Source organism: Rhodoferax potami (assembly GCF_032193805.1).
Lineage (GTDB): Bacteria > Pseudomonadota > Gammaproteobacteria > Burkholderiales > Burkholderiaceae_C > Allorhodoferax > Allorhodoferax potami_A.
In genome coordinates, this window is the sequence record NZ_JAVBIK010000001.1 from 2,855,469 (window position 1) to 2,867,207 (window position 11,739).

At 58.2% G+C, this 11,739-nt stretch carries 8 protein-coding genes and 2 pseudogenes; 3 read left to right on the forward strand and 7 right to left on the reverse strand.

The annotated features are described in order from the left end of the window. Position 1: 1 nt before the first annotated feature. Together RAE19_RS13770 and metG are read right to left on the reverse strand one after the other, a co-directional pair. Positions 2-748: a YoaK family protein gene (locus tag RAE19_RS13770; RefSeq protein WP_313875427.1), complete on the reverse strand. Its 747-nt coding sequence runs from the start codon at positions 746-748 to the stop codon at positions 2-4. 48 nt (positions 749-796) lie between these two features. Next, complete coding sequence (gene metG / locus RAE19_RS13775; RefSeq protein ID WP_313875428.1) at positions 797-2,965, reverse strand: methionine--tRNA ligase; 2,169 nt, start codon at positions 2,963-2,965, stop codon at positions 797-799. A gap of 225 nt (positions 2,966-3,190) precedes the next feature. Here metG and RAE19_RS13780 point away from each other — a divergent pair, with 225 nt between their 5' ends. Then, positions 3,191-4,072, forward strand: coding sequence for a patatin-like phospholipase family protein (locus RAE19_RS13780; RefSeq protein WP_313875429.1), 882 nt, complete (start codon positions 3,191-3,193; stop codon positions 4,070-4,072). A 105-nt stretch (positions 4,073-4,177) separates the two neighbouring features. On the opposite strand, the gene RAE19_RS13785 is transcribed toward RAE19_RS13780, so the two are convergent. Together RAE19_RS13785 and RAE19_RS13790 are read right to left on the reverse strand one after the other, a co-directional pair. Next, positions 4,178-4,990 (reverse strand): crotonase/enoyl-CoA hydratase family protein, encoded by an 813-nt coding sequence (locus RAE19_RS13785; RefSeq protein WP_313875430.1) that lies wholly within the window; start codon positions 4,988-4,990, stop codon positions 4,178-4,180. Positions 4,991-5,568: 578 nt separating this feature from the next. Continuing rightward, a pseudogene (locus RAE19_RS13790) lies at positions 5,569-7,587 on the reverse strand (FAD-dependent oxidoreductase); the annotation flags it as partial. A gap of 138 nt (positions 7,588-7,725) precedes the next feature. Between RAE19_RS13790 and RAE19_RS13795 the strand changes: the two are divergent. Together RAE19_RS13795 and RAE19_RS13800 are read left to right on the forward strand one after the other, a co-directional pair. Continuing rightward, positions 7,726-8,268, forward strand: coding sequence for a PadR family transcriptional regulator (locus tag RAE19_RS13795; RefSeq protein WP_313875431.1), 543 nt, complete (start codon positions 7,726-7,728; stop codon positions 8,266-8,268). 109 nt (positions 8,269-8,377) lie between these two features. After that, positions 8,378-9,064 carry a hypothetical protein gene (locus tag RAE19_RS13800; RefSeq protein WP_313875432.1) on the forward strand — a complete coding sequence of 229 codons (687 nt, stop codon included), beginning with the start codon at positions 8,378-8,380 and terminating at the stop codon, positions 9,062-9,064. Between the two features lie 794 nt (positions 9,065-9,858). Here RAE19_RS13800 and RAE19_RS13805 read toward each other — a convergent pair. The 3 genes and pseudogenes from RAE19_RS13805 to RAE19_RS13815 form a co-directional block, all read right to left on the reverse strand. Beyond that, positions 9,859-10,116, reverse strand: a pseudogene (locus RAE19_RS13805) (NAD(P)H-dependent oxidoreductase); the annotation flags it as partial. 42 nt (positions 10,117-10,158) lie between these two features. After that, a protein-coding gene (locus RAE19_RS13810) for an IS3 family transposase (protein WP_313873731.1) occupies positions 10,159-11,246 on the reverse strand; the annotation gives its coding sequence in 2 pieces (ribosomal slippage) (positions 10,159-10,985 and positions 10,985-11,246; 1,089 coding nt in all). Next, a complete protein-coding gene (locus tag RAE19_RS13815; protein WP_313875433.1) occupies positions 11,221-11,664 on the reverse strand; it encodes an FMN-dependent NADH-azoreductase in 444 nt (147 codons plus the stop codon). Before RAE19_RS13815 ends, RAE19_RS13810 begins: the two co-directional genes overlap by 26 nt. Positions 11,665-11,739: the final 75 nt, after the last annotated feature.

Consider the following 11,739-nt stretch of genomic DNA (forward strand, 5'->3'; position numbering starts at 1 on the left):
ATCAGGCGGCAGGGTAAGCGGAAGGGTGCAGGTCCTTCCACAGGGGTTTGATCACGAGCGCCAGCAGTGCCAAGGCCAAAGGCAAGGTGGCGATGTAGCCCACATGCTTGAAGCCCATGGCCCCGGCCAAAGCGCCCAGAGCAAATGCCGCAATCAGTTTGCCCTGCAGGCGCAGCTTGTCGCGGTTGGCGCACACGGGGTGTTCAGAAGGTGCGGGGTTGATGTAGAGCAGCTTGCCCAGCTCAATACCCATATCAGTGACCAGGCCGGTGATGTGGGTGGTGCGGATTTCGGCGCGCGAGATTTTGGTGATCACCGCGTTCTGCAGACCCATGATGAAGCAGAGCAGCACCACCGTGAGCGGCACAAACAGGTGGGCAGCGACGGCAATGGCACCACCAAACAAGCCGAACACTAGCAGCAGCGCTGCTTCCAGTAATAGCGGCAGCCCGTAGGCGCTGTGCAGGTGGTGCCGCATGCCCCAGTTCACCAGCAGGGCAGTGCACATGGCACCGGTCACAAAGGCCAGCAGCATGGCCAGGCCGACCAGTGCAGTGCTGGTGTGGCCAAGCACCAAAGCATCCGCCATGCCCGACACCACGCCCGTCATGTGGGAGGTGTACTGGTTCACCGCCAGAAAGCCGCCTGCATTGGCAGCCCCTGCCACTGCTGCGAGGGTCACGCCCAGGCGTGTGTTGGCTTGAGGGGTGCGCTGCACATCGGTCCAACCACGGATCAGGGGGATCATGCTGTGGGACCGGTGTGTGCTGTGCCTGATGGATAAAGCGACTGTGCTTTAGTGGATGCGCATGCCAGGCTGGGCGCCGGGCCAGGGGTTCAGGATGTAGATGCCGGGGTTGGCGCCTTCATCTGCATGGCTGGCCGCCATGACCATGCCTTCCGACATGCCGAACTTCATCTTGCGCGGTGCCAGGTTGGCCACCAGCACGGTGAGCTGGCCTACCAACTCTTCGGGCTTGTACATACTGGCGATGCCGCTGAACACATTGCGCGTGGTGGGTTGGCCCTCCGCGTTCTTCTCACCCACATCGAGGGTCAGGCGCAGCAGCTTGGTGGAGCCTTCGATGGCTTCGCAGTTCACGATCTTGGCGATACGCAGGTCGATTTTGGCGAAGTCGTCAATGCTGATGGTGGGGGCCAGGGCCTCGCCACCGGGGGCATTGGGGTCAGCTGGCACAGCCGCTGGTGCTGACTTTGCTACCTTTTTAGGAGCTGCTTGCGTAGGCTTCATCTGGGCTAGAGGCTCTTTTGGTTCAAAAAGCGCTTCCAGCTGTTCGGGGGTGACGCGTTGCATCAGGTGCTGGTAAGGCTGGATGGCTTGCACATCGCCGGCCACGGCCCAGGTGTCCATGGGGCGGCCCACAAAGCTTTGCACTGCTTGCGCCAAGCCGGGCAGCACAGGGGCCAAGTAACGGCTCAAGGCGTCAAACGCGTTGATCAGCACCGAGCACACTTGGTGCAGTGCCTCGTTGTTAGCCACGTCTTTGGCCAAGTCCCAGGGCTTGTTCTGGTCCACATAGGCGTTCACTTTGTCGGCCAGGAGCATGACTTCGCGGGTGGCCTTGCTGTACTCGCGGGCCTCGAAATGGGAGGCCAGTGCGTCAGAAGCACCCCGGATTTCAGCCAGCAGTGCGCCGCCTTGGGTACCGAAGTTGCTGGTTAGCTTGCCGTCAAAGCGCTTGGTCAAAAAGCCGGCGGCGCGGGATGCGATGTTGATGAACTTGCCGATCAAATCGCTGTTCACCCGCAGCATGAAGTCTTCGGCGTTGAAGTCGATGTCTTCGTTGCGCGCCGACAGCTTGGCCGCCAGGTAGTAGCGCAGCCACTCGGCGTTCATGCCCAGGCTCAGGTACTTCAGCGGGTCCAGGCCGGTGCCACGGCTTTTGCTCATCTTCTCGCCGTTGTTCACGGTCAGGAAGCCGTGCACAAACACGTTGTTCGGCGTCTTGCGGCCGCTGAACTTCAGCATCGCCGGCCAGAACAGGGTGTGGAAGGTGACGATGTCTTTGCCGATGAAGTGGTACTGCTCGGTATCACTTGCTGCCATGTATTCGTCAAAGCTGCGGGTGTCGCCGTGCTTGGCCTTCGGGCCGCCCTTGTCGAACCAGTTTTTGAGCGACGCCAAGTAGCCCACAGGCGCGTCCAGCCACACGTAAAAGTACTTGCCCGGCGCATCGGGAATCTCAATGCCGAAGTAGGGGGCGTCGCGCGAAATGTCCCAGTCGCCCAAGCCTTCGCTCTGGGTGCCGTCCGGGTTGTTGCGCACGCTGAACCACTCTTTGATTTTGTTGGCCACTTCGGGCTGCAGCTTGCCGTCTTGCGTCCAGTTCTCCAGAAACTCCACGCAGCGCGGGTCCGACAGTTTGAAGAAGTAGTGCTCAGAATTCTTCAGCTCTGGCTTGGCGCCTGAGAGGGCTGAGAAGGGGTTGATCAGGTCGGTGGGCGCGTAGACCGAGCCGCAGACTTCGCAGTTGTCGCCGTACTGGTCCTTGGCGTGGCACTTGGGGCACTCGCCTTTGATGTAGCGGTCTGGCAGGAACATGTTCTTTTCGGGGTCGAAGAACTGTTCGATGGTGCGCACTTCAATCAGGCTGCCATCGGCGCGGTCGCGCAGGTCGCGGTAAATCTGGCGGGCCAGCTCGGTGTTTTCGGGCGAGTGGGTGCTGTGCCAGTTGTCAAAGCTGATGTGAAAGCCATCCAGGTACTGCTTGCGGCCGGCGGCGATGTTGGCCACGAACTGCTCGGGGGTCACACCCGCCTTTTCAGCCGCAATCATGATGGGGGCGCCGTGGGTGTCGTCCGCACCCACAAAGTTCACCGCATTGCCCTGCATGCGCTGGTACCGCACCCAGATGTCGGCCTGGATGTATTCCATGATGTGACCGATATGGAAGTTGCCGTTGGCGTAGGGGAGGGCGGTGGTAACGAATAGTTGGCGGGGCATGGGGAATCGACTTTCACAGAGGAACCGGTGATTTTAGTCGGGGCGGGGATGGCCGTTGTGCGTCCATGTTTTGTGGTGGGATCAGGCGGGCCGGGCGCTTTGCTACGTGTCCCCCGGCCTTCGGCCTCCTCCTTGACCTACGCAAAACGCCCAGCCCGCCTGATCCTGCGCGGTAGCGTTAGCGCGAACCTACAATTCGCGGCCTCTCGACTCTTAAAGCCGCTTATGCACACCATCGCAGCGATCAGCCCTTCCGATTTCTTGTCGAGGACCTTCCACACCGCAGTGTTCGCGGGCGGTGGTAACCGGTGCTGGTGGCAGGCCGGGGCGGTGGAGCGACTGCGGGATCAGGCGAATTGGCAGGTCAGGCGTTTGATCGGGGTGAGTGCCGGTGCGGGTGTGGCGACGGCATTTGCGACCGGGCGTTTGCAAGAGGCTTTGCAATCCGCTGTGGAGCGCTTCAACACCACGCCCAAAAACATAGTTTGGGCAGATCTGCTGAAAGGTAAACGTCCTTTCGTGTTGCCGCGCATCTACCCGGACTGGATCGAGAGCTTTTTGCAGGCGGCGGATTTGCAGCGCTTGCAACAAGGTTCCCTCAAGGTGGATGTAGCCATTACCCGTCCAATACCCTACTTGCCTGTGACGCTGTCCACTGCGCTGGCGCTAGCGCTGTATTCCACCGAAAAGTTCTGGCTCAAGACCTTTCACGGAAGGGTGCCGCACTGGGTGGGGCTGCGGTCCGAGTATCACGATGTGACTGGGTGCGCCCATCTCGAAGACGCCCGAAGCTTGCTTATGGCCTCTGCCGCAGCGGTACCTATCACGCCCACCCACAAAGTGAACGGGCGTGCCGCGCTGGATGGGGGGTTTTATGACAACGTCCCCTTGTCCCGCGACCGTGTGGATGACGCCGGAACCTTGGTTCTGTTGACCCGCCATCGCACTGATCTGCCACTCGCATTTGACATGGGTGGACGCACTTATCTGCAACCCAGCCGTCCCGTCGCCGCAACCAATATGGACTGCACCAGTGGCAGCAATGTGCAGAGCACCTATGCCCAGGGTCTTGAGGACATTGGTGCCTGGTTACACAAGGTCAATTAGTTATTGGAATAGCCAAGCCAACATTCCCCTACGCAGCAGCAGGTTGGGGGTACGTACCCCCAGCCTGCTGCGAGCCCAGCAAAGACTAAGCGCGAGAAAGGAAGCTCAGTCCTTAAACACAGGCGCCCGCTTCTGCATGTTCGCCGTCATCGCCTCGGTCAGGTCCTTGCTCATCAGCATGGCGGCGTTCCAAGTGGCGATGTAGTTCAGGCTGTCGGCCACGCTGTGGTCTCGGGCGTAGGTGATCATTTCCTTGGTGCCGCGGATCGATAGGGGCGACTTGGCCGCAATCGTGGCGGCAATCTCCTGCACCCCGGCGTAGAGCGCCTCGCGACTTTCAAACACGCGGTTCACCAAGCCGATGCTCTTGGCCTCTGCGGCCTCCATCTTGCGGCCGGTGTAGGCCAGCTCACGGGTGATGCCATCGCCCACCAACTTGGGCAGGCGCTGCAGAGTGCCCACGTCGGCAGTCATGCCGATGTCGATCTCCTTGATGGTGAAAAACGCATCGGCGCTAGCGTAGCGCATGTCCGCGCAGGTCACCAAGTCGATACCACCCCCGATGCAGCCACCATGGATGGCCGCCAACACTGGTTTGCGGCAACGCTCCAAGCTAGTGAGCGTGTCTTGCATGTCCAGAATCATGCGGCGCAGGCTCTCGCGCATGCGGCCGTCGCAGTCGTTGGCGATCTGCGGGCCTATGCCCATCATCATTTGCAGGTCGATGCCCGCGCAAAACAACTTGCCTTCGCCTTGCAACACCGCCACACGTGTTTCGGGGGTGCGGTCTACCCACTCAAAGGCTTGGCGGATTTCTTGCCACATGGTGGCGTTCATGGCATTGGCTTTGTCGGGGCGGTTCAGGCGGATGGTGGCGATGTGCGCGTCCAGCGTGACTTTCAGGGTTTCAAACTGCATGGTGTCTCCCGCTAAGGATGTTTTTGGCGTCTAGCCAGCGCAGTCATTGCGCTGGCAGCTATGAAATAAATAGCAAAATGGCGAAGGGGTTAGCCTTTGGCCGGCTTCATCATGGCCATATAGGGTGCCAGGCGCTTGCCCATCTCGTCGCCCAGCGCTTGCAGGCCGCTCATGGGGCGCACCATGACTTCAAAGTCGGTGATCTTGCCCTCGGCGTCGAACTGCACCATGTCAATGCCGTTGAGCTCTTTGCCATTCACCTTGGCGCTGAACTCAAGCACCAGGCTCAGGCCGTCGGCACTGGCCAGCTCGCGGTGGTACTTGAAGTCTTCAAACACCTGCACCACGTTGGTCAAGATGACTTGCACCGCCTGCGCGCTGGGGTAGGGCGTATGCGCCATGGGCGAGCGGAACACGGCCTTGCGGTGCAGGATGGTGGGCAGCTCGGCCAAGTTGTTCTCGGCAATCATCTGGTGCCACAGCTTGAGGCTGGCGGCCACCGGGGCGGGCAGGGTTTGCGCCAGCGTGGGGGCAGCACCTGCTTCGGCAGCTTGGGCGGGCACAGCACCGAAGGCCAAGGCCAGCTCGGTACCTTGCTTGATGGCGCGCTTGGCGTCCAGCTCGGCAGCTACATCGGCGCCGCCAATCAGGTGCACGTTGACGCCTGCGGCTTGCAGGTCAGCCTGCAGCGCGCGCTGCGGGTCTTGGCCTGCGCAAACCACCACGTTATCCACGGGCAGCACCATCTCCTTGTCGCCCACAGTGATGTGCAGGCCGGCATCGTCCACCTTACGATAGGTCACGCCGTTGATCATTTCTACGTCGCGGTTCTTGAGCGAGGTGCGGTGAATCCAGCCGGTGGTCTTGCCCAGGCCGTCACCCACTTTGGTGGTCTTGCGCTGTAGCAGGTAGACCTTGCGTGGTGTCTTCTCAATGTGCGCGGGCTTCAAGCCACCAGCGCTGGCATAGCTAGTGTCCACACCCCACTCGGCGAAGAATTTGGCTTGGTCCAAACTGGGGCTGGTGCCTTCGTGCAGCAAGAACTCGGCAGTGTCAAAGCCGATGCCGCCCGCACCAATCAGCGCCACGGTTTTGCCCACGGGTTTCTTGTCACGCAGTACGTCCAGATAGCCCAGCACTTTGGGGTGAGTAATGCCTTCAATCTCAGGCATGCGCGGTGTTACGCCAGTGGCCAGCACCACGTGCTTGAAGCCGGCCGCTGTCAGGTCTTGTGCGCTGACTTTTTGGTTCAGTTGCAGCTTCACGCCGGTCAGCTCAATTTGCTTACCGAAGTAACGCAGGGTTTCGTAGAACTCTTCTTTGCCGGGCACTTGCTTGGCCACGTTGAACTGGCCACCGATTTCGCTGGCTGCATCAAACAGCGTCACCTCAAAGCCGCGCTTGGCCGCTTCAGTAGAGAAGGCCAAACCGGCCGGACCTGCGCCCACTACGGCAATGCGCTCTTTGCTGGGGGCGGGGCTGTCCACCATCAGGGTCTCGTGGCAGGCGCGCGGGTTCACCAGGCAGCTGGTGATCTTGCCGCCAAAGGTGTGGTCCAAGCAGGCCTGGTTGCAGCCGATGCAGGTGTTGATCTGGTCGGCTTTGCCCTCGGCCGCCTTTTGCACAAACAGCGGGTCGGCCAGAAAGGGGCGTGCCATGCTCACCATGTCGGCTTGGCCGCTGCTAAGGATTTGCTCGGCCACCTCAGGCGTGTTGATGCGGTTGGTGGCAATCAGCGGAATCTTCACCTTGCCTTTGAGCTGCTCGGTCACCCAGGCAAACGCGGCGCGTGGCACTTTGGTGGCGATGGTGGGGATACGGGCCTCGTGCCAGCCGATGCCGGTGTTCAGGATGGTCACGCCAGCGGCTTCCAGCGCTTGCGCGAGCTGCACCACTTCTTCTTTGGTCGAGCCGCCTTCCACCAAGTCCAACATGGACAGGCGGAAGATGATGATGAAGTTGGCTCCCACCCGTGCGCGCGTCTTGCGCACGATCTCCAGGGCAAAGCGGATGCGGTTTTCATAGCTGCCGCCCCACTCGTCGTCGCGCTGGTTGGTTTGCTTGGCAATGAATTCGTTGATCAGGTAGCCCTCAGAGCCCATGATCTCCACGCCGTCGTAGCCCGCGCTTTGGGCCAGGGCTGCCGCGTTTGCGTAGTCCTCAATCGTCTGGCTCACCTCTTCAGAAGTCAGCGCATGGGGGCGGAAGGGGCTGATAGGTGCCTTGAGGGCGCTGGGTGCCACCAGCTCGGGGTGGTAGGCATAGCGGCCGAAGTGCAGGATCTGCATACAAATCTTGCCGCCCGCAGCGTGCACTGCGTCGGTCACCACCTTGTGCTTGTCCGCTTCTTTTTGCGTGGTCATGGCAGCACCACCGGGCATGGGGCGGGCGCGGTCATTGGGGGCAATACCGCCGGTCACGATCAGGCCTACGCCGCCCTTGGCGCGCTCGGCGTAAAAGGCGGCCATGCGGGTGAAGCCATCTTTGGCTTCTTCCAGGCCCACGTGCATGGAGCCCATGAGCACCCGGTTTTTCAGGGTGGTAAAGCCCAGGTCCAGGGGGGCGAGCATGTGGGGGTAGGTGAGCGTGGCAGTCATGGGTGTCTCCTGTTATGTGTTCGGGTGGCCGGCCGTTACTAAGGCACGCGCGGCTATGCAACCAGTTGCAGTGTAGAAGTCTAGCCAGATTTATGCAACTGGTTGCATAGTTAGAGTGCTGCCCTTAGACTCGCCCGCATGTCGCTTGCCCATGCCGTGCTCACTTCGCTGATTGAAAAACCTTCCTCAGGGTACGAGCTGGCGCGGCGGTTTGACAAGTCCATCGGCTACTTCTGGCACGCCACGCACCAGCAGATTTACCGCGAATTGGCCCGCATGGAAGAGAAGGGCTGGATCGTCTCTGACAGCGCGCCCGACGCCGGCGCCACCCGCAAGCGCGAGTACAAGGTGCTGCCGGACGGTCGTGCCGAACTGGTGCGCTGGACCAGCGAGCCCGCTGCGTCTATGGATTTGCGTGATGAGTTCACCGTCAAAATCCGCGCTGATGCCGCTTTGAATGAAGTGGACTTGAGTGATGAACTCCGTGCCCGCATTGCCCAGCACACGGAGCGCTTGGCCCACTACCGCGCCATCGAAGCCCGAGACTTTGCGCGGGGAGATGCGATGCCGCGGGCGAAGCGGCTGCAGCATCTGATCCTGAAGAAGGGGATCATGTTTGAGGAGGGCAGCATTGCCTGGGCGCGGGAGGCGTTGGGGGTGTTGGAAAGCACCGATGGCTGACATTTCGGGCGCTATCAAGTGATAGTGTGAGCAGCTGCTTTGCAGCGAAAGCAGTCAATAAACTGAATCCGCAGAGATGTTTCAATAATGAATACAAAGGAACTTGAAAATGGGTGGAATTGCAGTACTTTTGCTATTTGCTTTGGGGCTATGGATTGGTATCTGTTTAATTCGATTTGGTTGGAAGATTGGGTCTTGGAAGGGAATGTCGTTGGCAGCAGTTCTTGTCATCGGGCTACCAATTTTTGATGCTCAGCTCGGTCGTGCGATTCTTCAAAGGAAGTGTGACACCGATGGGAAGATTACAGTTATCGAATCGATTTCCAACGTTGAAGGTTTTGGCGTGTTGCATGGTGTTTTTCCAGACTCTCCAAAGTACTATGGTTATCGCTATGTTGAAGGCGGATATGCATATCAACAGCACGAAAGAGTTGTACTTGCCGACGATGGGGGGATTGGAACTGTCGTGAAAGGGGTTACGCCCATTGCGGAGTACCTCTTGCGCGAAAGGGCAGGAAGAGATACAGCCTATTTTTCTCGACAAAGAATCTCAGTAATTGAACTCAACACCGGCCGGGAATTGGGTGGGTACGACAGCATTCATTTTCGTGGTGGATGGGTTGAACGTGTACTAGGCGCGTTGTCAGATTCGGGCAGCACAAAGGGCGCGAGTTGCGGCGACTTTAGTACTCAGGAGGCTAAGAAGATGAAATTACTGCATTCAGTATTGCAACCTTCAACTGACTCGACGGGCGGGACTGTACCCAAAATGCCGCCTAATGTTGGAAAGCAATAGTGAAAAGGATGTAAGTCCTGTTACTTGACTCCTCCCCTGTTAGGTGAGCCTTTGTTGAGGGGTCATAGTAGATTTATTTGTCTTTTTAATTGAGCTTTTGCTTTGAGGCGCCCGAAAAGTCGGCAAACAGCCTGAAGACGTCTTTGCTTTGCAGTGGAAGCGGTCATATTTCAAACCTACCGGTTGGGGTCTATTTTCATCTTTCAGGGGAACCTACACTGGCGGTGGAGGAAAACCTTAACTTTTACCTAATGATTATTGCTAAACCGCGCACATGAACCCAAGTTACATACCCGCATTACTGTATGCCTTAGGCACAAAAATTGTTCCCTTTCTTTTCTTATGCGCCGCCATAATAATTTTTAGCCGTAGAAAAAGCGTGCCCTCGGTTGCGTTTCTTCTTGGCTGCATTGTGACGGTCGTAGTGCCATACGCTTCGTTATTCACTCAGGGAGTCAGCTGGGGACATATCCAGCATTTGTTCACAACTGTGGCATACCTGATTCAAGGAACCGGTTTACTTTTTTATGCACTGTCAATTCCGAAAACTTCGGACTAACTGTTTGGTCAAAGCCTACTAACCTACATGCGCGAACAGTTACGACTGTGCGTTGAATTCAAATGCCCGCTATGGGACGGAGTAAAAGACTGCTTCCGGCCTAGACGAGAAAAATTAGTTGGCCATTACTCAAAGTTCAAATTTCAGAAGAACTCAAACAAAAAAAAGCCCGGCAGAGCCGGGCTTTTTGTTGGCGGCGTCCTTTAACGCAAACCGCCGCTACTTTCTTTGTCACTCAGGCAGCCAGCTTGGCAATGCCATTGGCCGCTTCGGCCAATGCCTCCGCCTTCTTAGCGTCGCCCATGGCTACGCCTTCGGCGCGCACAAAGCGCACGTCGGTGATGCCCAGAAAACCGAACAAAGTTTGCAGGTAGCTCTCTTGGTGTTCCGCAGCACGGCCCCAGTCGTTGGTGGAATACACACCGCCGCGGGTGGACGCCACGATCACGGTTTTGCCACCGGCCAGACCTTGGGGGCCGGTTTCGGTGTACTTGGGTAATCCCCCCAATTTCCACCGGACCTAAAAGTAGAACGGTTATGCAGCCATGGCCAAGTGCTGCATTGGGGTGAAACCGCCCAGGGCCATATTCGGGCGGTCGTGATTGTAGGACCACATCCACTGCGTGGCGAAGTCCTGAACTTCTTCAATACTGGACCAGTAATACTGGGATAGCCATTCGTATCGAACAGTCCTGTTAAACCGTTCGACATAGGCATTCTGCTGTGGCTTGCCCGGCTGGATATATTCAAACCGGATGCCCCATTCCTCGGCCCAGTTCTGGATGGTGCCACTGATGTTCTCGGGCCCGTTGTCACATCGAATCACTTGCGGCTTGCCACGCCAGGAAATGATCTGCTTCAATGCTCGGATCACCCGCTCCGACGGCAGCGAGAAGTCCACCTCAATGCCCAGCGCCTCACGGTTGAAGTCGTCGATGACATTGAACAAGCGCAGGTTACGGCCGTCCTCCAGCTTGTCGTGCATGAAGTCCATCGACCAGACCTGATTGATGGCCTCTGGCACAGCCAAAGGCTCGGGCTTCTCACGCACCAAGCGCTTCCTAGGCTTGATACGTAGGTTCAACTCCAGCTCACGATAGATGCGGTACACGCGTTTATGGTTCCACCCGAAACTCTTCACATTGCGCAGATACAGGTAGCACAGGCCAAAGCCCCAGTTGCGGTGGTTGTCCGTCAGCCGCATCAACCAATCAGCGATGAGTTCATTCTCAGCGTTTTGCTTGGACTCGTAGCGGTAGCAGGATTCGCTGATTGAGAACACGGAACAGGCGACCCGTATGGCAAGCCCACGCTGCTGCACGACTTCTTTGGCCATCTCGCGCCGGCGAGACGGCCGGCTTACTTTTTTGCGAGGTACTCGTTGGCGATCTCGGCCTTGAGTTTCTCTTCCAGATACATCTTCTTAAGCCGCCGGTTCTCGTCTTCGAGTTCCTTCATGCGGGCCATCATGGATGTGTCCATGCCACCAAACTTGGCACGCCACTTGTAGAACGTGGCGGTGCTGATCCCCAACTCACGACAGATATCAGGAACCGGCAAACCGGCTTCAACACGCTTCAATGCAGCCATGATCTGGCTATCCGTAAATCTCGACTTCTTCACGTAGAACTTCCTTCTTAGAAAATTCTACTTCTCGGTCCTTTGGTTTATCGGGGGGATTACCCTTGAAGGTGCGGCCGACTTGGGCAATGCGGTCAACCCAAGCCTTGAGCTGGCTGGGGATGCTGAAGTTGTACAGCGGGGCGCCGACCACGATCACATCGGCGGCCAGAAACTGGGTCACCAGCGCCTCAGAGATGACGTTCTCGCGCTTCTGCACATCCGTTAGCTCAGCACCGGCAGGGGCGCGGAAGCCCAGGGAGTCGGCAGACAGGTGGCTGGGCGTGTCCACGGCCAGGTCCAAGTACTCCACGGTGGTGCCGGGGTGGTTGTTGACCCACTGAGCGACGGTGTCTTTGGTCAGTTGGCGGGAGACAGAGTGGTCGCCCAAGATGCTGGAGTCGATGTGCAAGAGTTTCATGACAAGTCCTTGAAGGGGTTAGTTCGATGGGACTAGTTTCCAAGAAAGGCGAATGTTTGATAAGTCAGCATATTT